At 62.2% G+C, this 22998-nt stretch carries 20 protein-coding genes, 1 tRNA gene and 3 pseudogenes; 14 read left to right on the top strand and 10 right to left on the bottom strand.

Annotation, left to right across the window (positions count from 1 at the left end; genetic code table 11):
• Positions 1 to 134 precede the first annotated feature (134 nt).
• Positions 135 to 368 (bottom strand): annotated as a pseudogene (locus K663_RS23825) (PKHD-type hydroxylase); the annotation flags it as partial.
• A 54-nt stretch (positions 369 to 422) separates the two neighbouring features.
• Between K663_RS23825 and K663_RS06255 the strand changes: the two are divergent.
• The 7 genes from K663_RS06255 to K663_RS06225 all read left to right on the top strand — a co-directional run bounded on the left by K663_RS06255 (position 423) and on the right by K663_RS06225 (position 7627).
• Positions 423 to 929 carry an RNA polymerase sigma factor gene (locus K663_RS06255; RefSeq protein WP_158511158.1) on the top strand — a complete coding sequence of 169 codons (507 nt, stop codon included), beginning with the start codon at positions 423 to 425 and terminating at the stop codon, positions 927 to 929.
• A 78-nt stretch (positions 930 to 1007) separates the two neighbouring features.
• Positions 1008 to 2006 carry a FecR family protein gene (locus tag K663_RS06250; protein WP_062115481.1) on the top strand — a complete coding sequence of 333 codons (999 nt, stop codon included), beginning with the start codon at positions 1008 to 1010 and terminating at the stop codon, positions 2004 to 2006.
• Positions 2007 to 2133: 127 nt separating this feature from the next.
• Positions 2134 to 4617, top strand: coding sequence for a TonB-dependent siderophore receptor (locus K663_RS06245; RefSeq protein ID WP_062115477.1), 2484 nt, complete (start codon positions 2134 to 2136; stop codon positions 4615 to 4617).
• Positions 4618 to 4648: 31 nt separating this feature from the next.
• Entirely contained in the window at positions 4649 to 6250 is a 1602-nt protein-coding gene (locus K663_RS06240; RefSeq protein WP_062115474.1) for a PepSY-associated TM helix domain-containing protein, read from the top strand.
• Positions 6247 to 6537 carry a hypothetical protein gene (locus K663_RS06235; RefSeq protein WP_062115471.1) on the top strand — a complete coding sequence of 97 codons (291 nt, stop codon included), beginning with the start codon at positions 6247 to 6249 and terminating at the stop codon, positions 6535 to 6537. Before K663_RS06240 ends, K663_RS06235 begins: the two co-directional genes overlap by 4 nt.
• Complete coding sequence (locus K663_RS06230) at positions 6534 to 6872, top strand: DUF3325 domain-containing protein (protein ID WP_062115468.1); 339 nt, start codon at positions 6534 to 6536, stop codon at positions 6870 to 6872. Before K663_RS06235 ends, K663_RS06230 begins: the two co-directional genes overlap by 4 nt.
• Entirely contained in the window at positions 6872 to 7627 is a 756-nt protein-coding gene (locus K663_RS06225; protein ID WP_062115465.1) for an energy transducer TonB, read from the top strand. The genes K663_RS06230 and K663_RS06225 overlap by 1 nt, the downstream gene beginning before the upstream one ends.
• A 323-nt stretch (positions 7628 to 7950) precedes the next feature.
• Here K663_RS06225 and K663_RS06220 read toward each other — a convergent pair.
• Together K663_RS06220 and K663_RS06215 are read right to left on the bottom strand one after the other, a co-directional pair.
• Positions 7951 to 9163, bottom strand: a pseudogene (locus tag K663_RS06220) (tyrosine-type recombinase/integrase).
• 195 nt (positions 9164 to 9358) lie between these two features.
• Positions 9359 to 9432, bottom strand: a tRNA-Gly gene (locus tag K663_RS06215).
• Positions 9433 to 9634: 202 nt separating this feature from the next.
• Between K663_RS06215 and K663_RS06210 the strand changes: the two are divergent.
• Positions 9635 to 11605, top strand: a pseudogene (locus K663_RS06210) (PAS domain S-box protein).
• A 143-nt stretch (positions 11606 to 11748) separates the two neighbouring features.
• A complete protein-coding gene (locus tag K663_RS06205) occupies positions 11749 to 12669 on the top strand; it encodes an alpha/beta fold hydrolase (RefSeq protein WP_083535842.1) in 921 nt (306 codons plus the stop codon).
• Here K663_RS06205 and K663_RS06200 read toward each other — a convergent pair.
• From K663_RS06200 to epsC, 3 genes are all read right to left on the bottom strand, one after another.
• Entirely contained in the window at positions 12664 to 13596 is a 933-nt protein-coding gene (locus K663_RS06200) for an NAD(P)H-dependent flavin oxidoreductase (protein ID WP_062115462.1), read from the bottom strand. The genes K663_RS06205 and K663_RS06200 overlap by 6 nt on opposite strands.
• A gap of 108 nt (positions 13597 to 13704) precedes the next feature.
• Entirely contained in the window at positions 13705 to 14049 is a 345-nt protein-coding gene (locus tag K663_RS06195; RefSeq protein ID WP_062115459.1) for a DUF2794 domain-containing protein, read from the bottom strand.
• Entirely contained in the window at positions 14049 to 14771 is a 723-nt protein-coding gene (gene epsC / locus K663_RS06190; protein ID WP_062115457.1) for a serine O-acetyltransferase EpsC, read from the bottom strand. Before epsC ends, K663_RS06195 begins: the two co-directional genes overlap by 1 nt.
• A gap of 157 nt (positions 14772 to 14928) precedes the next feature.
• Between epsC and K663_RS06185 the strand changes: the two genes are divergently transcribed.
• Positions 14929 to 15702 carry a sulfite exporter TauE/SafE family protein gene (locus K663_RS06185; RefSeq protein WP_062115455.1) on the top strand — a complete coding sequence of 258 codons (774 nt, stop codon included), beginning with the start codon at positions 14929 to 14931 and terminating at the stop codon, positions 15700 to 15702.
• A 39-nt stretch (positions 15703 to 15741) separates the two neighbouring features.
• On the top strand, positions 15742 to 16668 hold the full coding sequence (locus K663_RS06180) for a hydrogen peroxide-inducible genes activator (protein ID WP_062115453.1): 927 nt from the start codon (positions 15742 to 15744) through the stop codon (positions 16666 to 16668).
• A 2-nt stretch (positions 16669 to 16670) separates the two neighbouring features.
• Here the strand turns inward: K663_RS06180 and K663_RS06175 are convergent, their stop codons facing one another.
• The 3 genes from K663_RS06175 to pgsA are packed head-to-tail and all read right to left on the bottom strand — an operon-like array spanning position 16671 to position 17937.
• The gene (locus K663_RS06175) at positions 16671 to 17114 is read right to left on the bottom strand and encodes a molybdenum cofactor biosynthesis protein MoaE (RefSeq protein ID WP_062115451.1); all 444 of its coding nucleotides are present in this window, start codon (positions 17112 to 17114) and stop codon (positions 16671 to 16673) included.
• Positions 17111 to 17371 carry a MoaD/ThiS family protein gene (locus K663_RS06170; RefSeq protein ID WP_062115449.1) on the bottom strand — a complete coding sequence of 87 codons (261 nt, stop codon included), beginning with the start codon at positions 17369 to 17371 and terminating at the stop codon, positions 17111 to 17113. Before K663_RS06170 ends, K663_RS06175 begins: the two co-directional genes overlap by 4 nt.
• A gap of 2 nt (positions 17372 to 17373) precedes the next feature.
• Positions 17374 to 17937, bottom strand: a complete 564-nt coding sequence (gene pgsA / locus K663_RS06165; RefSeq protein WP_062120452.1) for a CDP-diacylglycerol--glycerol-3-phosphate 3-phosphatidyltransferase — start codon at positions 17935 to 17937, stop codon at positions 17374 to 17376.
• A gap of 145 nt (positions 17938 to 18082) precedes the next feature.
• Between pgsA and K663_RS06160 the strand changes: the two genes are divergently transcribed.
• Positions 18083 to 19378 carry an MFS transporter gene (locus tag K663_RS06160; RefSeq protein WP_062115447.1) on the top strand — a complete coding sequence of 432 codons (1296 nt, stop codon included), beginning with the start codon at positions 18083 to 18085 and terminating at the stop codon, positions 19376 to 19378.
• Between the two features lie 8 nt (positions 19379 to 19386).
• On the opposite strand, the gene K663_RS06155 is transcribed toward K663_RS06160, so the two are convergent.
• Complete coding sequence (locus K663_RS06155) at positions 19387 to 19569, bottom strand: hypothetical protein (RefSeq protein ID WP_062115445.1); 183 nt, start codon at positions 19567 to 19569, stop codon at positions 19387 to 19389.
• Between the two features lie 120 nt (positions 19570 to 19689).
• Between K663_RS06155 and K663_RS06150 the strand changes: the two genes are divergently transcribed.
• A complete protein-coding gene (locus K663_RS06150) occupies positions 19690 to 21738 on the top strand; it encodes a transglycosylase domain-containing protein (protein WP_062115441.1) in 2049 nt (682 codons plus the stop codon).
• 67 nt (positions 21739 to 21805) lie between these two features.
• The gene (purT, locus tag K663_RS06145; protein ID WP_062115438.1) at positions 21806 to 22975 is read left to right on the top strand and encodes a formate-dependent phosphoribosylglycinamide formyltransferase; all 1170 of its coding nucleotides are present in this window, start codon (positions 21806 to 21808) and stop codon (positions 22973 to 22975) included.
• Positions 22976 to 22998 lie beyond the last annotated feature (23 nt).

Here is a 22998-nt window from a genome sequence, read left to right as displayed (position 1 = left end):
CCTCGTTTTACAACTCTGTCGATTTGCCCAGCCGACCGGTCGAGCGCGGCGCGCGCGGTGTCGAGCATGTGCCGATCCTCAACGCGTACGGCTTCAGCGGCTCGGTTGATCTGCTGCGCCATTTCGGCGGGTGACGGCTCCACGCGGTGCAGCGACGACGAAGGGTAGAGCACTGCGTGGCCAACAGGCAGTTTGACCTGATGCACGCCGAAAGTGGTTTCCACCGTCGGCTCGCCGCCGTCATAAGTTTGCGAGTCTTCAAGGAAGACGGTGATCAGCGGGTCGGCGCGCGCACAGGAGGTCGCGCTCTTCTGGATGCGGATCGCGTTGTCAACACGGTTGCCGAATGCCTGCCCGCCCGCGCAGCTGCGGCCCCAATATCGAACTTGCAAATCAATAGCGATCAAGTAAAGCTCTGCGTGGTGAAACTGCTCAGCGACTTCTATCGGCGAGAGCATCGCGGACTCGTGCGCTATGCACGTGCGGTCAGTGCAGACGAGCACGGTGCCGAGGATCTGGTGCAGGAAGCATGGATCCGCTGCCGCGGCATCGCGGCGCGCGAGCCCGTGAATGATACTGCGCATCTGTTCCGTCGTGTGCTGCGCAACCTGGCGATCGATCGCAGCCGCAGCCTGGCGCGCGAGCGGGGGCGGCTGGCGGGGGGTGACCTAGCCGACGTCGAGGCGCCCATGGCGGACGAGCAGCCCTCGGCCGAGCGCGCGGTTATCGCCCGCCATGAACTGGACCTGTTGCACAAGGCGCTGGGCGAACTGGACGACCGCATCCGTGTCGCGTTCGAGATGCATCGGTTCGAAGGCGCGCGGCTGCAGGATATTGCCGGCGCATTAGATATCTCGGTGACACGCGCCCATGAACTCGTTGCCGCCGCGCTGCGCCATTGCCGCGCCGCGCTGCGGCAGGATGGATGATTTCGGCATGGCGCGGCGAAAAAATCCCGCGCTCGAACGTCTGATGGTCATGGCGGCGATCATTCGATAAGGACGCGCATGGGTTCGGGATCACAGGACGGGCCTCCCTTTCCCGGGCCGATCCTCGGGGCTGCGGAGGAGGCGGCGATCGGCTGGGTGATCGCCCTGCGCGACAGTCCGGACGATCCATCGCTGCGCCGGCATTTCCAGGCGTGGCATGATGCGGATCCGGCGCACCGCCGGGCATGGGCCACCATGCGCCATCTCGACGACCGGCTGGAACAGGTCGAGCCGGCCTATGCGGTACGTGTCGACAGTCGGCGCACGGTCCTTCCTGCTGCATGGACGCCGTCATATCGCCTGCGCCGTCCCGTTCTCGTCGCTGCGGGGGCGGCATGCCTTGCGCTGCTGCTGGCGCCGATGGTGTCGCTGCGCTGGCAGGCCGACTATCGGACCAGCGTGGCCGAGGTGGAGCGGGTGACGCTGGCCGACGGCAGCGTCGTGCAACTCGCCCCCCGTTCCGCCATCGCGGTGGACTATGCCGCCGGTCGCCGCGACATCCGCCTGCTGGAAGGGGAGGCCTTCTTCGCCGTCACCCGCAACCCCGCCCGGCCGTTTCGCGTGCTGGGCGACCGAGCGACCGTGACGGTGCTGGGCACCGCCTTCGACGTGCGAGCGGCGCAAGGTGACGATGATCCTGCGGTCGTCGGGGTGGAGCATGGTCGGGTCCGTGTCGCGCCCCGTTCCGGCGCACCGATCCTATTAACCGCCGGACAAGGGGCTGCGGTGACTGTTTCCGGCGCGGTCCATCGACAGGCCATTCCGCCGACGCAGGTTGCCGCGTGGCGCGCACGGCAGATCATCGTTCAGGATGAGCCGATTACCGACGCGATCGACCGGCTGCGTCCTTGGTTCAGCGGGATGATCCTGACGCAGGGCGATGCGCTCGCCAACCAGCGGCTAACCGGCGTGTTCAACGCCGCCGATCCGGTCGAGGCGCTGCACGGCATGGCCCGCGCCTATGGGGGGAGGGTCACGGTGATCGGCGGCTGGTTGATCATCTATTCGCAGGCCTAACGAAAAAAATTCGTCGCCCGACCGAAAAGGCCGGATCCCCTGGCGTCTGTTGTGATGATGGCGCGACTGCATCGCATTTGCAGTTGTGGACTCACGACAAAATGAACACCTTGGGGGGTGAAGACATATGCGTTTCGGACAGATCGGGCGGGCGTTAGCGGCTGCCCTGCTTGCAGGTACGACCTTGGGATTGGGTGCGACGGGCACCGCTATGGCGCAGGCCGGCGCGGCGGACCGGACCTTCGACATCGACGCCCAGCCGCTCTCCACCGCTATCACCAGCTTCGGCCAGCAGTCGGGCATGCAGGTCAGTGCGCCTACCGACCTGCTGTCGAGCCGGACGTCCAGCCCCGTGAATGGCCGCATGTCGGCACTGTCCGCGCTTGGCCGGCTGCTGAGCGGTACGGGCGTGAGCTTTCGCGTCATGGGCAACACGGTGGTGCTGGAACAGGCCCCCGATGTCGCCGATGGCGCGGTGTCGCTCGGCCCCGTGCGGGTGGAGGGCAGCGGTGACCGCGGGGCGACGGGCCTGTCCGCCGCCAGCGATCCGGTCGTGACGGAAGGATCGCGGAGCTACGCCCCGCTCGCCGTCAATGTCGGCAAGGCGGCGCAGAGCCTGCGTTCCATCCCGCAGTCGGTGACGGTCATCACCCGCGAGCGGATCGAGGACCAGAATCTCATCAGCATCGAGGATGTGATGTTGCAGACCACCGGCGTGACGGTCGATCGCAACTGGCTGTCGTCCACCTACAATTCGCGCGGCCTTGCCATCACCAATGTCCGCTATGATGGTGGCGCGACCAGCAATCGGGTGGACGGTATGTCGGACATCGACACCGCCATCTATGACAACGTGGCGCTGGTCCGCGGGTCCGACGGTCTGTTCGGTGCGGGCGAGGCGGGCGGCGTACTCAACTTCACCCGCAAGCGTGCGCTGGAGGAGACGCAGCTTCAGCTTAACGCCTTTGGTGGCAGCTGGGACAATTACCGGTTGGAGGCGGATGTCACCGGTGCGCTGACGGGCGACGGCAGAATCCGCGGCCGCGCCATCGGCGTCATCGACAATGGCCGCAGCTTCCAGCGCTACAAGCAGGATCGCCGCGCGCTGATCCATGGCCTGCTGGAGGCGGATCTGACGCCTTCCACCCTGCTGGTCACCGGCTTCACTCGGCAGGAAGACCGGCATGACGGCTTCAACGTCAGCCTGCCGCGCTATCGCAATGGCGAGGATATCGGCCTGCCGCGCAGCTTCAACATGGGGACGCCCTGGAACTGGATCGATCGCGGCACCAGCGTCGTCTTCGGCCGGATCGAGCAGAAGATCGGCGAGGACTGGACGATCAAGCTGACCGCCAACCATCTGCGCAACCGCGACCGCACCAATGCGGCGGAGATGGAGAATGCGGTCGATCCGATCGACGGATCGGGTGTGGACTGGTGGTATTATCAGCAGAACCGGGAAACGAGGGAAACCACGCTGGACCTTAACAGTCAGGGGAGTTTCGAGGCATTCGGCCACAAGCACGACCTGATTCTGGGCGCCGATTATAATCGCAATGTCGTGGAGGCTCAGTCGCTCTGGACCTATGTCGGCACCGGCGACATCTTTAACCCGGTGCATCCGCCCGAGCCGGCCTTTCCGCCGGTCTGGACCTACAGCAACCGCCAGACGATTGAGCGGGCCGGCCTTTACGGCTCACTTCGGGTGCGGCCGGTCGCGGCATTGTCGCTGATCGGCGGGGGGCGCGTCGTGCTGCAGGACAAGACGACGAACTTCAACCTGCTGACCGACACGCTGCGCAATCAGGTGGGCCAGAAAAGCGTCTTCGTACCCTATCTGGGCGCTGTGCTGGATTTTGCCCGCCGGTTCAGCCTTTATGCCAGCGTCGCCGAAATCTATCAGTCGCAGGCGCAGTATAATAGCGGCCCGCGTCCCGGCACGCCGCTCGATCCCGTGCGCGGCCGCAATTATGAGGCCGGCATCAAGGGCGAGCTGGCGGACGGCAAGCTGCTTGGCTCGCTGGCGCTGTACCGCGTCGACAAGCGCGGCGCTTACGCCGATGACCCCAGCGACCCGCCCTTCGCCGGCAATACCGAATGTTGCTATATCCGCGACGGCCGCCTGAAGAGCCAGGGCGTCGAGGTGGAGCTGAATGGTGAAGTGCTGCCCGGCTTCCAGGTCGCCTTCGGCTACACCTATAATAACAACAGCAATAAGCGGGACGGCGACGCCCGCTTTTCCGAGACGACCCCCAAGCATCTGCTCAAGCTCTGGGCCGACTATCGCTTCTCGGGCGAGCCGGACGAGGGCCTGTCCCTAGGCGGCGGCGTCACCGCCCAGAGCAGCAATTTCCGCTCCGGCTTCATCCAGGAACTCAACCCGACAACCGGTATCTATGACGGCCCCTATTATGAATATCAGTTCCGGGTGAAGGGCTATGCCATCTGGTCGGGGCGGGTCGCCTATGCCTTCAACGACCGTTTCTCGATAAGCGCGAACCTGAACAACATTCTCGACAAGAAATATTACGTCACGATCGACGGGCCGGGCTACGGCAATATCTACGGCGATCCGCGCAATGTGCTGGTCGCACTGCGGGGCAAGTTCTGATGGCCCGGGCGGCACGGGGCGGGAGCGGGTCATGAAGGAAGGGTTCCGCCAGTCCATGGCCTGGCTGCATACCTGGGCCGGCCTGCTGACCGGCTGGGTGCTGTTCTTCGTCTTCGTGACCGGCACCTTCGGCTATGTGAACAGCGAGGTCAGCCGCTGGATGCGGCCCGAACTGCCCATGACCGCGACGCCGCCCGCCGCCCGGTTGCTGCCCGTCGCGCAGACATGGCTGGCCGCCAACGGCCAGGATGCCGAGCGCCTCTATGTATTTTTCCCCGGTCGCCGGGGCGAGACCCAGCTGGAGGCGGCCTGGCAGGCCTGGCCCAAGGAGGGCGAGAGCTATGGCGAATATCATCGCGCAACCATCGACCCTGCCACTGGCCTCGAGGCGAAGGACAAGGTGCGCGAGACCGGCGGCGGCGACGAACTGTACGGCATGCATTATGCGCTGCGCTACATGCCCTATGACTGGGGCATCCGCATCGTCGGCATCTGCACCATGTTCATGCTGGTCGCGATCCTCTCCGGCGTGGTCACACACAAGAAGATCTTCAAGGATTTCTTCACATTCCGGCCAGCGAAGGGACAACGCAGCTGGCTCGACGCGCATAATCTGATCAGCGTTACGGCCTTGCCCTTCCACCTGATGATTACCTGGTCGGGCCTGGTCTTCTTCCTCTTCACCTATATGCCCGTGCCGATCGACACCCTCTATCCCGAAGGACCGGCGCGCGATCGCTTTTACGAGCAGGTCTATGGTCGGGAGGACAAGAGCGAGAACAAGGCACCCTTAGCCGCCACCGCGCCGGTCGCGCCGATGCTGGCGGAGGCGGAGAAGCTCTGGGGACCGAACCGGGTCGCCCGCATCATCATCGAGCATCCCGGCCGGGCCGACGCCAGCGTCGCAATCCAGCCGCATAACCTGACCTCACTCAGCCGGGGTGGCACCGCGATGCGCTTCGACGGCGTCACCGGTGCGCGCCTGCCCGAGGACGGTGAGAAGGGCGCGGCGTCGGCCGGCTTTTCCTCCGCGCTGCTGGCGCTGCATGAAGGGCATTTCGCGGGGCCGACCCTGCGCTTCGTCTATGTGCTTTCGGGCCTGGGCGGCGCGGCGATGATCGCCACCGGGCTGCTGCTCTGGTCGACGAAGCGCAAGGCGAAGCTGGCCAAGGTGGGGAGGCTGCCCTTTGGCATCATCCTGGTCGATATCTTGAACCTGGGCACGGTCATTGGCCTGCCGGTCGGGGTCGCTGCCTATTTCTGGGCGAACCGGCTGATCCCCGCCATGATGGAAGGACGAGCGGCGTGGGAAATCCATACGCTGTTCATCAGCTGGGCGGCCTGCCTCCTCTACGCCATCTGGCGGCCCGGCGCGAAGGTCTGGGTGGAGCTGACCGGCTTGGCCGTCGCCGCCTTCGGTCTCATCCCCGTTATCAACCTGCTGACAACCGACCGGCATCTGGGCGTGAGCGTGCTGGCGGGCGACTGGACGCTGGCAAGCATTGATCTGGGTGCGATCGGTATCGCGCTGCTCTTCGCCCAGATGCTGCGCATCCTGATCCGCAAGCAGCGCGCTGCCGCCACTCAGTCGATCCGCACGGTGACACGCACAGCCAAGGCCGTACCCGCATGAAGACACTGGACTGGTCGCTCCTTTCGCGCATCCTGGCTGGTGTGGTTGGCGGTTATGCGCTGACCGCGCTTCTGACCCTGCTGGTCACGCGGCTGCTGACGCTGCTGGGCCTTTCCGCCCCTGAAGCGCTCCATGCCACCGCCATGGCCAGCTTCCTCGCCTATGCCGCCATCATCATGGCCATCTTCCATGCCTCCAGTGCGACCCGGGCATGGCTGTGGCTGTTGGTGACGGCCGCTCTCGCCGCGCTGATCCTCGCGATTGCTGGCATGGGAGCGGCGCTATGACCGCGCTCGCCGCCCTGCTGGCCTGTTTCGCCGGCTTCACCGCGCTCGCCTTCGCGATGGAGAAGCATCATCGCGACATGACCGGCGCGCTACCCAAGGGGCGACCGCTTGGTCTGTTCAAGACGGGGGGATGGGCCTTGCTCGCTCTGGCCGTACTGCCCCTTTCGGCGCGCTTTGGCCTGTCGGTCGGGATCACCAGCTGGATCGGCCTGCTGATGCTGGGCGCGCTCGGTGTCTCGTTCGGTCTTACCTATCGTCCCAGCCTGCTGCCCCGTGCAGGCCTGATCGCTCTGCCGCTCTCGCTCTGCGCGGCGGCCCTGGCAGGAATGTCCTGATGCTTCGAGCCGCCACCCGCGTCCGCTCCGACGATCCGCCCGAGGAGGCGGTCGTGCTCCTTCCGCCCGCCCAGCCAACACCTTCCGATGACGGCTATCGCGCCAGCGGAAACGGGCGCGTCCGTTCGGTCGGACTGTCGCTGACCATTGCCGTGCATGTGATCGCGGCTGGGCTGATGCTGGTCAAATGGCATAGCGACTATGTAAAGCGCCAGCCGCAAACGCTCCATACCTTCGACATCGCGCCGTCCGCGCCGCCGGCCGAGGAGGTGAGCGAGGAGCCGCCGCCCGACATCGTTCCGCCGGAGGAGCAGCCGGTCGAGCAACCCCAGCCGGAGGCGCCCAAGATCCAGATCCTGACCCCCGCCACCATGCCCGCGCTGCCGGTGCCACGTTCGACCCCGCCGGTCGAGCGTACGCCGCCGCAGGAGGTGAAGCCGGTTTCGGCACCGCCATCGCCCGGCAATGCCAAGCCGACCTGGGAAGGACAGGTGCTGGCCGCGCTCAACAAGGTGCGCCGCTATCCGCGAGAGGCACTGTTCCGCAAGCAGCAGGGCGTGCCCTATATCCGCTTCGTGATGGACCGGGATGGCAAGGTGCTGAGCGTTCGGCTGGAACGGTCGTCGGGCGTCTCCTCGCTGGATGCCGAGGCGGTTGGCCTGCCCAACCGGGCACAGCCGCTGCCCAAGCCGCCGGAATCGATGGCGGGCGACACAATCGAACTGATCGTGCCAGTCGAGTTCTTCCTGCGTTAGGCTTTCCAGGCGGAGTTATTCGCTTCGTCATCGACCGTGATAGCAAGGCGTTATCATCACATCTCGACCAATCATCGGGCTTTTCCGATCTCGACCGTGAAGCGGTAGCTCTCCCAAAAGCGCGCTGATCCGCTTCCCAAGCCACCGGATGATAAACGGGGCGAACGATAGAATTGATCGTTAGTAGAAATCTTCCTGCGATGATGTGGTACAATGGATCGAAGGATGCCAAAAGTCGGACTGTACCGCGGCGGTTCCTCTTACGGTTGCCCGATGCGAATGGGAAAAGCGTGAACATAATCGTGCCACTGCCTACTCATCCGCTAGTAGGGGAAGGGCAGGATGGTGGCTCCACTCCGCAACGAATCCAAAAGATCGGACCACCACTGCGCCATCGCGACCCGTTCCTTCCAATGGGCGCCGCGATGGTAGGCCGCGCGCACCTTGTCGCTGTCGCCATGAGCCAGCGCCCGTTCGATAGCATCCGGGGACCACTTGCCCGATTCGTTGAGCAGAGTGCTCGCCATCGCCCGGAAGCCATGTGCCGTCATTTCGTTACTGGAATAACCAAGGCGGCGCAGCGCTGCGTTAAGGGTGTTCTCCGACATCGGCCGCGTTCTTGATCGCATCGAGGGGAAAACGTAACCTGACGACCCGGTGATCAAGCGGATTTCTTCCAGAATTGCGATTGACTGACGCGAGAGCGGCACGTGATGCGGTTTGCGCATCTTCATCTTTTCGGCCGGGATGGTCCATAGTGCGGCTTCGAGGTCGATCTCATCCCATCGCGCATGACGAAGCTCGCCAGGACGTACGAAGACATGCGGTGCCAGTTGCAGGGCCCATTTCGTCATGCCCTGGCCTTCGTAGCCGTCGATGGCCCTGAGCAGGTCGCCAACCTCACTGGCATCGGTAACTGCCCCGTAGTGCGTGACCGTCGGAGTGGTCAGCGCACCGCGCAGGTCCCGCGTCGGGTCAGACCGCAGGCGGGCCGTCGCAACGGCATAGCGGAACACGGCACTGCAAGGTGCGTCGCGCGCTTTCGAGCTTGCCCCGCTTCTCGATCTTGCGGATCGCGGCAAGGGCATCGATCGGCTCAATCTCATGGATCGGCATCTTGCCGATCGAGTTGTCCAGCAGGCTGAGAAGATATTCGCAGCGCGCAGCAGTTGCCGGTGCCCAAGCCTTGTCGCCGTCGCGGCGTCGCTTGCGGCAATATTCGCTGGCTATGCTGGTGAAGGTGTTTTCGGCCAGCGCGCCGGCCCTGAGTTTCTCGCGCTGCTTCTCAAGGGCGGGGTCCTTGCCGTCAGCGAGCAGGTCGCGAGCGTCATCGCGCATTTTACGCGCGTCGCGCAGACTCACCTGAGGGTAAGAGCCAAAGCTCAGTTTCTTTTCAGAGCCGCCGTGACGGAACTTCATTCGCCAGAGTCGGGAGCCAGACGGGGAGATCACCAGAAAGAGCCCCAGCTCATCATAAAGCTTGTAGGGTTTATCGCGCGTCTTGGCTCGACGAATTGCTATATCAGTCAGTGACATAGTTCAGGCCTTCCACGACGAGGCCCCCACCCTTGGGGGCCTCGTGCATTTTTTGGCCCGCTATTTTCGAAAAAGGCCCCACTTTTGCCTGGGCTTCCATGACATGAAGGGAGATTTCACGAGCCGGATGACCCGAAAAATACCGCATATTTCAGCGGTTTGTAAAGCTGTCGGGGATGTCCTGAGATCGAGAATTGGAGCGGGTGAGGGGAATCGAACCCCCGTCGTCAGCTTGGGAAGCTGCTGCTCTACCATTGAGCTACACCCGCGCGCAGGTTGGGGATTAGCGGCTGTCCCTAACCGCGTCAACGACCTCGCCATCCCGGCCCTGCCGGGCGACGGCTTCGGAAAAATAAAGGCGTACTTATAATGGGATGTCGCCTGAACCATTAGGCACCCTGCCAGCCTGGGAACCATCCCCCGATCGGTGTGTTGGCATGTTTCGATAACATATAATATGATGGGGACTTTATGAGCACGGCGGAGCCGGAGAACTCTGGAAACCGCTTCGAGTTGCTTGTCCAGAGTGTCACAGATTACGCGATTTACATGCTATCGGTCGATGGCACGGTCATCAGCTGGAATGCGGGTGCCCGCAGATTCAAGGGTTATGAGGCCGACGAGATCATTGGCCTGCACTTTTCCCGCTTCTACACGCCCGAAGATCAGGCGGCCGGCATACCCGCACTTGCTTTGAATACCGCCGACCGGGAAGGTCGCTTCGAAGCAGAAGGATGGCGCGTGCGCAAGGATGGCACGCATTTCTGGGCGAATGTTGTCATCGATCCTATTCGCGATTGCACGGGCAAGCTGATCGGTTTCGCAAAAGGGACGCGGGATTTGACGGAGCGGCGCGCGGCGCAGGAGGCGCTGCGAGCGAGCGAGGAGCGCTTCCGGCTGCTGGTCGAAAGCGTCACCGACTATGCGATCTACATGTTGGATCCCGTCGGCACCATCACCAGTTGGAACGCGGGCGCGGAGCGCTTCAAGGGCTATGCCGCGGGAGAGATATTGGGTCAGAACTTCTCGCGCTTTTATTCGGAAGAAGATCGGATGGCCGGCGTGCCTTCCCGCGCGCTGGACACAGCGGCAAGAGAGGGCCGCTTTGAAGCGGAAGGCTGGCGAATTCGTAAGGATGGTTCACGCTTTTGGGCGAGCGTCGTTATCGACGCCATCCGCAATCCCATGGGCGACCTTATAGGTTTTGCGAAAATCACGCGCGATCTTACCGAAAGGTGAGAGACCCAGCTGGCGCTGGAGGAAGCACGCGAAGCCATCTTCCAGTCACAAAAAATGGACGCGATCGGCAAATTGACTGGAGGCGTTGCCCATGATTTCAACAATCTGCTTGCGGTAATCGTCGGTAGCCTGGACTTGGCCAGACAGCGGCTTGGCACCGGCGCCGACATCTCCCGCTACATCGACAATGCAATGACCGCGGCCGATCGCGGCGCGACCCTGACGCAGCGCATGCTCGCTTTCGCGCGCAGGCAGGAATTGAGGTTAAGCAGCGTCGATTGCGTGGCCTTGATCCGCAACATGGCCGGGCTGCTGAAATCTACCTTGGGTTCGACCGTGACCATTGAGACCCGTTTTCCCCTGATGCTTAGCTCCGCTCATGCCGATCCCGCCCAGTTGGAGCTGGCATTGCTGAACCTGGCCGTAAACGCCCGCGACGCGATGCCGGACGGCGGCCGGATCATTATAGAGGGCACGGACGCAAATGTGTCGGCTTCACAACGGCCCGATCTGGCAACGGGTGATTATGTTCGCCTGTCCGTCATCGACGAAGGTGAAGGGATGGATGAAATCACCCTATCACGTGCGCGAGAACCCTTCTTCACGACCAAGGGGGTTGGCAAGGGCACGGGTCTTGGCCTTTCCATGGTGCATGGTTTCGCCCAACAGTGCGGCGGATCCCTGATCATCTCCAGCGAGCCGGGACAGGGGACAAGCGTGTCGCTGTGGCTGCCGGTGGCGGTCGGGTCCGATGAACCATTGCACCAAGTCGAAGTACAGCCTTTCATCCCAAGCCATGCGAGCGATCAGCCGCTGGTCATATTGGCGGTCGACGACGACGATCTGGTGCTGACCAACACGGCGGGGATGCTGGAGGAACTTGGACATACCGTGTTTCAGGCTGGATCTGGCGCCGATGCACTGCGCGTGCTGAGCGAGGGTGACGTCGACCTGGTCGTTACCGATCATGCCATGCCTCATATGACCGGCGCTCAACTGGCAGACGCGCTGGATGAAAGCCATCCCGGCCTGCCCGTCATCATCATTACCGGTTATGCCGAGCTACCTCCCCACGCAACGAAGCGTCTGCGGCTTGATAAACCGTTCAGACAAGCCGACCTCGCACGCATCCTGGCACTGGCTCACCGTGATCGCGCCAGCGAGCGGTCCATCTCCCTTGAGCCACCACCCCCGGACTTTTGAAGGGCAGACCTGTCCCCTCCTCCCGATTTGGCACGGGAATGCACCGATCTTCCTCATTATCGTCACCAATTACCTGACGAATGCTGTTATAACAGCTGCGTCACAACATACCCGTTGCCACATCGCGGAGTACGCCCGAGGACATGAACGTCACGCCTTCCTTCTCCAGCCCTCGCAACGATCGTACCGACGGCCCCTGGGCAAACAGCCCAACCTCGCATTTCTTCACCTCGCTGCGCACACGTCTTCATTATGTGGATTGGGGCAATCACTCCGCTCCTACACTCATCCTGGTTCACGGAGCGCTGGACCATGCCCGCAGCTGGGACTGGACGGCGCGGGCGCTGGCCCGCGACTATCATGTGGTCGCCCTCGACCTTCGTGGGCATGGCGACAGTGCATGGTCTGCTGAAGGCGCCTATCTGATCGCAGACTTCGTTTATGATCTCGCACAACTTGTGGACCAGTTCGGGCGCGACAAGGTGAACCTTATAGGCCATTCGCTCGGAGGATCGTTGGTCCTGCGCTATGCTGGCCTTTTCCCGGATCGGGTCGAACGCCTAGTCGCAATCGAGGGGTTGGGCATGTCTCCCCAAGGCATCAGGGAGAAGGCCGCACGGCCAGCACCTGACCGTTGGCGGGAATGGATCGAGCAGCGCCGTGCCAGTGCCCGGCGGACGACGCGCCACTATCCCACGCTGGAGGCGGCAGTGGCCCGCATGCGGGAACGCAACGATCACCTGTCTGTCGAACAGGCGCTTCACCTGACCGCTCATGGGGTCAACCGCAACGAGGACGGCAGCTACGGCTGGAAATTCGATCCTTATCTCCGCAACCCCGCGCCGCAGGATATGGCGGATGACGAGCTACCTGATTTCTGGAGGCGGATCTCCTGCCCCGTCCTACTCTGCCTGGGACTGGACAGTTGGGCGTCCAATCCCGTGAAGGACGGGCGAGCCGCTCATTTCCAAGACGCGCGACTGGTCGAGTTCGCACATGCAGGGCACTGGCTCCATCACGATCAATTCGACTCTTTCCTCGCGGAACTGCGCGCCTTTCTATGATCGAAAGGCCGCGATCGCCGTCTGATATTGCGCCTTCAGCTCCTCGATGAAGGATCGGGCCGGCTGAATTTTGCGAATCGCGCCTATACCCTGTCCAGCGCCCCATACGTCACGCCAGGCTTTTTTTTCGCCATCGGCCATGGACGCCAGATTCATATCGCCGGCCGTCGGCAGCTTTGCGGGGTCGAGACCGGATGCCGCGATGCTTGGACTCAAGTAATTCCCATGGACGCCAGTAAAATAGTTAGAATAGACGATCTCTTCCGCGCCGCTATCGACGATCATCTGCTTATAGTCAGGCGCGGCATTCGCCTCCTCCGTAGCGATGAAGGGTGATCCCATATAGGCGAGATCGGCTCCCATCATCCGCGCCGCGGCGATTGATCGGCCGGTTGCGATGGCACCCGAAAGGATCAGTGGGCCGTCAAACCAGTCGCGGATTTCCTCCACCAACGCGAATGGAGACAAGGTTCCAGCATGACCGCCCGCTCCCGCCGCAACGGCTATCAGGCCGTCGGCTCCTTTTTCGATCGCTTTCTTGGCGAACATATTATTGATGACGTCATGCAGGACTATGCCACCATAGCTGTGCACGGCGTCGTTGACCTCCGGACGGGCGCCAAGCGACGTGATGACGATCGGCACGCGGTACTTCACGCAGAGGGCGAGATCTTCCTCCAGTCGCGCATTGGTCTTATGCACGATGAGGTTGACGGCAAAGGGCGCATCCTGTTCCGTCAATGCTTCACCCAGCAGTTGAAGCCATTGCTCGAATATTCCCGACGGCCGCGCATTGAGCGAAGGAAAAGCCCCTACGACCCCAGCGCGGCATTGGGCAATCACCAGCGCCGGTTGTGAAATAATGAACATCGGCGATGCGATGAGGGGCAGCGAGAGACGTCCATGAAGCAGTGCAGGCAGAGACATGCGCGAACTCTTTTCTTGTTAAGTCCATCGAAAGCCGCCGCCACCTTCGCGACAGAGCGGACTTCATGATCTGATACGCCAAAACCACGACAATGACAGATGATAAGGTCAATCCCGCACGATCTTGAGAAGACGGCGCTCCACTGGAGCCAATATGCCCTGAAGCTCCGCTCCGCGTTTCAATATGTTGCCGGTCTCTCCAATCAGCGCCCACATTCCCTGACGATGACGTAACGAAGGACGTTTCTCTATCCGGTATTCGGGTCGTTCCGCGGAGCGTCGGAAGGCGGAGAAAACGGCCGCTTCCCTGCCGAGATCAATAGCGTAATCCCGCCAATGACCGGCCGATACCATGCGCCCGTAAAGATCCATTATCCTTTGAAGCTCAAGCCGGTCGAATGCCGCCTGTCCTGCCGTAGTGGCTTGAAGCGGAAACGGCGTGACATTGGTCATCAGGCGCGACCACGCTCCCGGAACGAGGGAATGTCATCGTCATCAGGGCTGTCCGCTTTTGTCTCTCGCAGCTCGATCAGGTCCGTCAGCCGCTTCTGAAGCTGTTCAACCTCCGTCCGAAGCTGTTCCAGCTTATGCTTGTCGGGATCGTAGCAATCGGAGCATGGAGTGCCATAGGGCAAGAATTCCCGCTGATAGGCCGTAACATCGACCAACATCTGGCGCGCGGGGATGCCGACCATGGTCGCTGCTTCCGGCACATCCTTCGTCACCACGGCGTTGGCGCCGATGCGGGCGCGCGAACCGACCTGAATTGGCCCCAACACCTGCGCGCCAGAACCAACGATAACGCCATCTGCCAATGTCGGGTGGCGCTTGCCCGCAATGCCGTTCGCGGGATCGGTGCCGCCCAGCGTGACGTTCTGATAAAGGGTGACGTCATCGCCTATTTCCGCTGTCTCCCCAATCACCGTGAAGCCATGGTCAATGAAGAATCGCTTGCCGATGCGCGCGCCGGGATGGATGTCGTTACCTGTCAGAAAACGCGACAGGTGATTGACGGCACGCGCCAGAAAATAAAACCGGGCACCGTAGAGGCGGTGCGCGACGCGGTGAAACGCCAGTGACCATACGCCCGGATAGAGGAGTATTTCCGCGCGGGAACGAGGCGCAGGGTCGCGCGATTTCACCGAGTCGAGATAAGCAACAAGATTGCGCAGCATGCAGCGGCCCCTGAAAACCCAACTTTCCCTACATAATCGCGGGGGAGCGGGTTTTCCAGATGCGGCTATTTCGGCTTGGTATCATAAAACAGAAAGTTTCTTGGTCAGGCATGATATACCAATCAAAGCAGTAGACAATTCAGTTAGAGGCCGAGGAATGACCGACCCCCTACTTGCGCATCTCAGCGATCTGCTGCCGTTCATCCTCATCGGCTTCGGGGCCCAGGTGATCGATGGCGCTCTGGGGATGGCCTATGGCGTCATTTCGAGTACGCTCTTGCTGACACTGGGCGTGCCTCCCAGCCGAGCATCGGCCAGCGTGCACGCCGCGGAAACTTTCACAACCGGAGTGTCAACGCTCAGTCATATCGCGCATCGCAACGTCGATTGGCGGTTATTCGCGCGCCTCGTCATTCCTGGGATTATTGGCGGCATAACGGGAGCTTATATTCTCTCCAACATCGATGGATCGATCATAAAGCCTTTCGTCCAAATTTATCTGATGACGATCGGTGCATATCTCATCTGGCGAGGATTTCATCTGCCCCCCCATCCTCGCGATCCCAAATGGGTGGCGCCGCTCGGCCTTGTTGGCGGGTTCATGGACGCCACAGGCGGCGGCGGATGGGGTCCAATCGTGACCTCCAACCTGCTGATCCAGGGGGCCAGTCCGCGCCACACGATCGGCACCGTCAATACCGTTGAATTCGTCCTTACGCTCTCCATCAGCCTCACATTCATTCTGCATCTGGGCTGGCAGGCGTTCACGACCTACACCGTCGGCCTCCTGATAGGCGGCGTGATAGCCGCACCCTTCGGCGCGGTGCTGGCCCGCCACATCGCCCCCCGCCTGCTATTCAAGGCGGTCGGTACAATCCTGATGCTGACATCGCTGTTCGGCGTCGCTAAAGGCCTTGGATATATCGGCTAATGCTCTTATCTTCGACTTTCTAATCGAGAAAGGCGATCAATGTCGAGCTACATGCCCACTCTCAAGCAGCTGCAATATCTCGTTGCGCTGAAGCAGCATGGGCATTTCGGCAAGGCAGCCGACAGCTGTTACGTCACGCAATCCACCCTGTCCGCCGGCATTCGCGAGCTGGAATCCCTGATCGGTGTCACCTTGGTGGAGCGCACGCGCCGAGTAGTTCGCTTCACGGCTCTCGGCGATCGCATCGTGGAAAAGGCGCATCGCGTGCTGCGCGAGGCCGAGGAACTGGCGGCGATTGCTGAAGCATCGGGCAAGCCACTGACCGGCGAACTGCGAATGAGCGTCATCCCGACGATCGCACCGTTCCTGCTCCCCAGTCTGCTGCCTCGATTGCGGGCCGAGCGTCCCGAACTGAAGCTCTATCTCCGGGAAGAGACCTCACAAACAGCCATCGAATCGCTGCGCCACGGCAATGTGGATTGCGTCCTCCTGGCCCTTCCCTTCCCGACTGGTGAACTGGACAGCGAGCTGCTGTTTCAGGATCGGCTGTTCGTCGCATTTCCACATGACGATCCGCGCGATCCGCCCGAATGGATCGCGCCGGACATGATCGACGAAACGAAGCTGCTGCTGCTGGAAGACGGTCATTGCCTGAAAGATCATGCGCTCGCCGCATGCAACCGTCCCGAAATTCGCTCCAGCGCGATGATGATGGGCACATCACTGCACACATTGGTGCAGATGGTCGATAACGGGCTTGGCATGACGATCATGCCTGAAATGGCGATCAATGGCGGCATATTGGATCACACCCGCATCACCGCGCGACCGCTGCAATCTGAGCGATCCCATCGCGACATCGCCCTGGTCTGGCGGAAAAACAGCCCAAGGGAGAAGGAATTCCGGCTGCTCGCGGAGATCCTGCGAGACGCCGCCGATCTACCCCAGCCAAGCGTCGCCGCCTGATCTCAACCTGTCCAGCCGCGCGCTTTCGCTTCATCTTCAGCCCGCGCCTCCACCCAAGCGGTGGCGCCATCAGCGAAATGCTCCTTTTTCCAAAAGGGCGCTTCGGACTTGAGCCAATCGATAAGGAATGCGCAGCTTTCCAGCGCTGCGGTGCGGTGTCGCGATGCGGTTCCGACAAACACGATGCGATCGCCCGGCTCCAAACGGCCAAAGCGATGGATGACCCGTACCCCCAAAAGTGGCCAGCGCGTCATTGCCTGCTCAACAATGCGTTCGACCTGAGGCGCGGTCATCGCGGAGTAATGGTGAAGTTCAAGCGCGGCCAGCCCATTTTCGCCGCGCACGATACCAGTGAAACTCGCAACGCCGCCGCCGCCGCTCGCTTCCAGCGCGGCCAACTCGATGGCGGGGTCGAAATCCTCCGCCTGGATAGAAACGCGGTTCATCCACCCGTTACCGGCGGGAAGATCGCCAGTTCCCTGGCTTCACCGATCGGCGTTTCAAGCGAAACAAACCGCTGGTCAAGCGCCGCCCGCAGCCGCTGCCGGTCGCCCAGTACCTCGGCATAGCCGCCACCGCGGTCAGCCAGCGAGACGATAACTTCTGCTACCGTGACGTCAGGCGCAGGCCGCTCCATCTGCTCGGCATCGCGGCCGATACCTTCGCGAACCCAGGCGAAATAGAGGATGTCGAGCGTCGCCATGGTCAATCCATATGCTTGATGCCGACCCGCAGATAGTCCCATCCGGTAATCAGCGTCAGTATGGCCGCAGCCCAGAGGGTTGCGATACCCGTAAGCTGCACAAACGGGAAATGGGGTACTGCTCCGGCGAGGATCAATGCGCCAAGGGCGATGAGCTGGAACGCGGTCTTCCACTTTGCCAGCCGCGAAACGGGCACCGATACCTGAAGCCCGGCGAGGAATTCGCGGAGCCCGGATACGGCAATCTCGCGCAACAGGATGATCATGGCGGCAGCGATGTGAATACCGGCAATGTCTCGCGTCGCAGCGAGCATAAGGATGACGGCGCCCACCATGATCTTGTCCGCGATCGGATCAAGGAAAATGCCCAGCCTCGACACTGCGCCCTGCGCCCGCGCCAGATAGCCGTCGAAATAATCGGTAATGCCCATCAGGCAATAGAGCGCGAAGGCCAGCGCATAACCCGTCGTCCAGCGCGCACCGACCTCGGCCGGCCACAGCAATGCAACAAGCAGTGGCACGGTCAATATGCGCGAAAGCGTCAGCAGATTGGGCAGCGTCAGCATGGCGGCGACCTGCCACAGTCCGCGCCCTTGCACAAGCAGCCGCATCAATGACGTCGGCGGCTTCATGTGTTGGGGGTTGGACAGAGGCGACAGCAACCGCTAGACCGCGCTCCGCTCGTCCACAGCGAAGAAGACCCCCTCGCCTATGCAAGCCTCCCTAAGGCTCCTTAACAAGCGACGTTTTCTGCCGCTTTTCATCACCCAGCTCCTCGGCGCATTCAACGACAACCTGTTCAAGAACGCGATGGTGCTGTTCGTCGTATACAGCGTCTACAATGATGAACGGTCCGAAACCTGGTTCAGCGCGCTGGCGACCGGTATCTTCATCCTGCCGTTTTTCCTTCTGTCCGCTCTGTCGGGGCAGTTGGCTGACCAGCGCGACAAGGCCACCATCATCCGCTACGTCAAAGCGGCTGAAATCGTCATCATGCTAGTCGGCGCGGCAGGGCTGGCGCTAATCTGGAGCGGCATCGCAATTCACGGCCTTGCCATTCCGCTACTGCTGTGCGCCCTGTTCGCCATGGGCGTTCACTCGACTTTCTTTGGCCCCATCAAATATGCGATCCTGCCCCAGCATCTGCACGATGACGAAGTGCTTGGCGGCACCGGGCTGGTCGAGGCGGGCACTTATATCGCGATTCTCGCAGGGACTATCCTGGCCGGGATCATCCCCGTCGAAGTGGCCGCAATCGGCATCGTGATCACCGCATTGGTCGGCTATGCAGCCGGCAGGGAGGTTCCGCCCGCTCCCTCGCTACTTTCCCGGCAACCGATAGACTTCCACATCATCCGATCCTCCGTGACGCTAGTGCGTGGCACCATGCATATCCGGCGCCTTTACCTGGCCATCATGGCGATCAGCTTCTTCTGGGCGGTAGGTTCGATCCTCTTCATCCAGTTCCCACCGCTGGTGAAGAATGTGCTGACCGCCGACAAGGCTGTCGCCAGCCTGTTCCTTGCGATCTTTTCTGTGGGCATCGCAATCGGGTCAATCGCCATCAACCGCCTTCTGAAGGGCCATGTGTCGGCGCGCTATGGACCGGCGTCTGTCATCGGCATGGGCCTGTGCATCGTCGCATTTCACATCGTGTGCGATCTGTGGACGCCTTCTCCGGGCGGCGCGCGGCTTTCGCTCGAAGGCTTCCTCGCTCACCCGCTCGCGCTCGCGCTATCGGCATGCCTACTGGGCGTGGCGACATTCGGCGGGATGTTCGTCGTACCGCTCTATGCGTTCCTGACGACGACCGTTGAAAAATGCGAAGCGGCCCGCACGGTGGCGGCGAATAATATCGTCAATTCCGGCGCAATGGTGCTGGGATCCTTCTTCGCAATCGGTCTCAGCGTCGCGGGCATGTCCGTCGTCAACCAGTTGCTGCTGGTGGCTGCGCTGTGCCTTCCCTGCGCGTGGATCGCATGGACCCTTCACAAGGCATGCGATTGACGCCTGTTCTAGAAGATGAAGCTGTAGAACGCCGTGAAGAAAGCCCCGAAGCTGAGCAGGAACAGCTTCCAGTCATTGTCATCCGATTCTGGGGTCGCGACATCCCGCACTTCCACCACATGCCGCGGCAACCGCTGGCGAAAGGGATGGCGCGCCGATTCAGTCGTCAGGATGAGTGGACGGGTTCGCATAGCTGCATGTTAACGCCTCATTTACCTTTTCGACCATCCCGAATCGTAGTTAACGTGCGGTTGTCCCACGGCAGGACAATCTTGACTGTATCAAACGAATAATACAGCATCACCGGACCGATGAGAGACCCCCTCCCCGCCCCCCAGTCCGGTCAACCGGCTCGCGAATTCGGCGCCGGACCGCCCAGCGCCTTCCCTCCGCCCACGCCTTGGCGGCGGCGGTTGCAGATCACCGGATGGATGATGGCGGCGATGCTGGCATTGCTGATGCTCATGATGGCATGGCTGGCTGTCACCGCGCCCCTCTCGCGCTCGCTAAAGCCGATAGCACCGCCAAGCGTGAGCCTGATGTCCGCCGACGGCCACCTCATCGCGCGGCGCGGGGCGATGATAGACCGGCCCGTTGCGATCGCCGACCTTCCCGAACATGTACCGCAGGCCTTCATGGCGATCGAGGACCGGCGCTTCTACAGTCATTGGGGGATCGACCCGCGCGGTATAGCCCGCGCCGCCTGGCACAACATCTGGTCGGATGGTTCCTCACAAGGCGGCAGCACCATCACCCAGCAACTCGCAAAAGGCATATTCCTCTCCAGCGACCGGACCTTCGGCCGGAAAGCGCGAGAGGCAATGATCGCTTTCTGGCTGGAAGCCTGGCTGACCAAGGATCAGATTTTCGAGCGATACCTGTCGAACGTCTATTTCGGCGACAATGTCTACGGTCTGCGCGCCGCATCCTTGCATTATTTCAGCCGCCAGCCCGAACGGTTGACGATCCCCCAAGCGGCCATGCTTGCAGGGCTGCTCAAGGCCCCGTCCCGACTCGCTCCCACCACCAACCTGCCAGGTGCGCGGGCGCGCGCCGCACTGGTGACACAGGCAATGGTGGAGGCTGGCTACATCAGCAAAGCCGAACGCGATCGCTTGCGCCCTGCCCGGCTCGACGTGCGCGAAATGCCGAGTTCAACCACCGGTACCTATTTCGCCGATTGGGTTCTTCCACAGGCGCGTGACCGTGCGGGTGCGGTCTATGGCGCGCAGACCGTTTCCACGACCCTGGATTGGCGCGTGCAGCGGCTGGCAGAGGCCGCGATCCGGCGCGCTCCCCTGGGCAAGGCGGAGGCCGCGCTGGTGGCAATGAAGCCGGACGGCAGCGTGGTCGCGATGGTTGGTGGCAGGGATTATCGCCGGAGCAGCTTCAACAGGGCCGTGCAAGCGAAACGCCAGCCCGGATCGACTTTCAAGCTATTCGTTTATCTCGCAGCCTTTCGCGCGGGGATGACGCCCGAAGATTTCGTTGAAGACCGGCCTATCACCACCGGCTCTTACCGCCCCGCCAATCATGGCGGAAAATATCGCGGCAAAATCACCCTGAGGCAGGCCTTCGCCGCTTCCAGCAATGTCGCAGCGGTACGGCTGACGCAGAAAGTGGGCGTCGATGCCGTCATCAAGGTTGCCCGTGACCTGGGCATCACGACGCCCCTGACAGAAGATCTCAGCCTAGCGCTGGGCACATCCGAAGTCCCGCTGGTGGAACTGGCACAGGCCTATGCAACGGTGGCCGCCGGGGCCTATCCCGTGGTCGCCCACGGGCTGCCGCCCGAGGAGCAGGGCTGGTTTGAACGGCTCATGAGCCGTCAGCAGCGTTTCAGCCAGGATCAGCTGGAGATGATTCGCGATCTGCTGTCATCGGCGGCGAACCGGGGCACGGGCAGCGCGGCGGCGCTCCGTACCAGCACCTTCGGCAAGACCGGCACCACGCAGGACAGCCGCGATGCGATCTTTGTCGGTTATGCGGGCGGGCTCGTCACAGCGGTGTGGATCGGCAATGACGACAATTCTCCCCTGCCCGGCGGCGCGGCTGGCGGTGGCGTGCCAGCGCGCATCTGGCGCAATTTCATGTCGGGCGCGATCAACGAACCGGCCGAAGTCGCACCGGAGGAGCAGGACAGCGATCTGGTCAACGCCATCGCCAATGTGGCCGTGGAGGCCGGCCTGGGCAATATGAGCGTCGGCATCGATCAGGACGGCATGTCGGTCAACATCGGCCCCAACCAGCTCCGCCTGCCAATCGATCAGCCCGAACCCGTGCCACCCCTGCCTGTTCCCGCCACCCCGCCGCCCCGCCTGGCGCCAACCCTGCCGGTCGATGAAGGACCATCTCCCTGATGGTTGACCGCTGAACACCGCTGACGGCATGCGCCTATGCCGAGGCGGGCGATTCGAAGGACGTAAGATGACATTCACCGCGAAAATATTGCTGCTTGGTTCGGGCGAGCTTGGGCGGGAATTCGTCATCTCCGCCAAGCGGCTCGGATGCGAGGTGATCGCCTGCGACAGCTATCCCAACGCTCCCGCGATGCAGGTAGCGGATGGTTTTGAAATCTTCTCCATGCTGGACGCCGACCTGCTGCGCGCGGCCATCGAGCGGCACCAGCCTGACTATATCGTCCCCGAGATCGAGGCGATCCGCACCGAGGTGCTGGCCGATGTCGAGGCGCAGGGCCTGACAGTCGTCCCTTCGGCGAAGGCAACGATCATGACGATGAACCGCGACCGGATCCGGGAGGTCGCGGCCGTGGAGCTGGGTTTGCGCACGTCGTGTTATCGCTACGCCGAAAGCCTGGAGGAAGTGCGGGCGGGAGCAGAGCATACCGGCCTGCCCTGCGTCATCAAACCTGTCATGTCATCGTCCGGCAAGGGCCAGAGCACCGTGCGGTCCGCAGACGCGTTGGAAAGCGCATGGGATTATGCGGTCGCCAACATGCGCGGCGACCGCAGCCGCGTGATCGTGGAGGAATTCGTAGATTTCGACTATGAAATAACCCTGCTCACCGTCCGCAGCCGCGAGGGCGTCAGCTTCTGCCCGCCGATCGGCCACCGGCAGGAACGCGGCGACTATCAGGAAAGCTGGCAACCCGCACCGATGACGCACCGCACCCTCGGCGCGGCGCAGGACATGGCGCGCGCCGTCGTCGACAATCTGGGTGGATACGGCCTTTTCGGAGTCGAATTCTTCGTCAAGGGAGACGATGTGATCTTCTCCGAACTGTCCCCTCGCCCGCATGATACGGGCATGGTGACGCTGATCTCCCAGAATTTCAGCGAGTTCGACCTGCATGCCCGGGCGATCCTGGGCCTGCCGATACCAGAGGTGCGCTTGCACGGCGCTGCGGCATCTGCGGTTCTGCTGGCCGATCGCGAATCGCTGGATTTCCGGGTTGAAGGCCTTGCCGACGCGCTCGTCTCTTCCGAAGGACAGGTTGATCTGAGGATATTCGCCAAGCCCTCGACGCGTCCCTACCGACGCATGGGCGTGACGCTGGCCTTGACCGATGACGTGGACAGCGCCCGTCGCATCGCCGCCCAGGCGGCTGCCAAGCTGCGGATTATCTACGAGCAATAGTCTGCGGCCTTCCTCCCACGCCT

This window comes from Sphingobium sp. MI1205, assembly GCF_001563285.1.
Lineage (GTDB): Bacteria > Pseudomonadota > Alphaproteobacteria > Sphingomonadales > Sphingomonadaceae > Sphingobium.
The sequence above is the reverse complement of the archived record's forward strand: the minus strand, read 5'-3'. Positions and strand labels throughout refer to the sequence as shown.

Bases quoted from the DNA above. Each gene is read 5' to 3' on its own strand.
- K663_RS06250 (WP_062115481.1), top strand. From the start codon at position 1,008: ATGGGTTCGGGATCACAGGACGGGCCTCCCTTTCCCGGGCCGATCCTC.
- K663_RS06245 (WP_062115477.1), top strand. From the start codon at position 2,134: ATGCGTTTCGGACAGATCGGGCGGGCGTTAGCGGCTGCCCTGCTTGCA.
- K663_RS06240 (WP_062115474.1), top strand. From the start codon at position 4,649: ATGAAGGAAGGGTTCCGCCAGTCCATGGCCTGGCTGCATACCTGGGCC.
- K663_RS06235 (WP_062115471.1), top strand. From the start codon at position 6,247: ATGAAGACACTGGACTGGTCGCTCCTTTCGCGCATCCTGGCTGGTGTG.
- K663_RS06230 (WP_062115468.1), top strand. From the start codon at position 6,534: ATGACCGCGCTCGCCGCCCTGCTGGCCTGTTTCGCCGGCTTCACCGCG.
- K663_RS06225 (WP_062115465.1), top strand. From the start codon at position 6,872: ATGCTTCGAGCCGCCACCCGCGTCCGCTCCGACGATCCGCCCGAGGAG.
- K663_RS06205 (WP_083535842.1), top strand. From the start codon at position 11,749: ATGAACGTCACGCCTTCCTTCTCCAGCCCTCGCAACGATCGTACCGAC.
- K663_RS06200 (WP_062115462.1), bottom strand. From the start codon at position 13,596: ATGTCTCTGCCTGCACTGCTTCATGGACGTCTCTCGCTGCCCCTCATC.
- K663_RS06195 (WP_062115459.1), bottom strand. From the start codon at position 14,049: ATGACCAATGTCACGCCGTTTCCGCTTCAAGCCACTACGGCAGGACAG.
- epsC (WP_062115457.1), bottom strand. From the start codon at position 14,771: ATGCTGCGCAATCTTGTTGCTTATCTCGACTCGGTGAAATCGCGCGAC.
- K663_RS06185 (WP_062115455.1), top strand. From the start codon at position 14,929: ATGACCGACCCCCTACTTGCGCATCTCAGCGATCTGCTGCCGTTCATC.
- K663_RS06180 (WP_062115453.1), top strand. From the start codon at position 15,742: ATGTCGAGCTACATGCCCACTCTCAAGCAGCTGCAATATCTCGTTGCG.
- K663_RS06175 (WP_062115451.1), bottom strand. From the start codon at position 17,114: ATGAACCGCGTTTCTATCCAGGCGGAGGATTTCGACCCCGCCATCGAG.
- K663_RS06170 (WP_062115449.1), bottom strand. From the start codon at position 17,371: ATGGCGACGCTCGACATCCTCTATTTCGCCTGGGTTCGCGAAGGTATC.
- pgsA (WP_062120452.1), bottom strand. From the start codon at position 17,937: ATGCTGACGCTGCCCAATCTGCTGACGCTTTCGCGCATATTGACCGTG.
- K663_RS06160 (WP_062115447.1), top strand. From the start codon at position 18,083: ATGCAAGCCTCCCTAAGGCTCCTTAACAAGCGACGTTTTCTGCCGCTT.
- K663_RS06155 (WP_062115445.1), bottom strand. From the start codon at position 19,569: ATGCGAACCCGTCCACTCATCCTGACGACTGAATCGGCGCGCCATCCC.
- K663_RS06150 (WP_062115441.1), top strand. From the start codon at position 19,690: ATGAGAGACCCCCTCCCCGCCCCCCAGTCCGGTCAACCGGCTCGCGAA.
- purT (WP_062115438.1), top strand. From the start codon at position 21,806: ATGACATTCACCGCGAAAATATTGCTGCTTGGTTCGGGCGAGCTTGGG.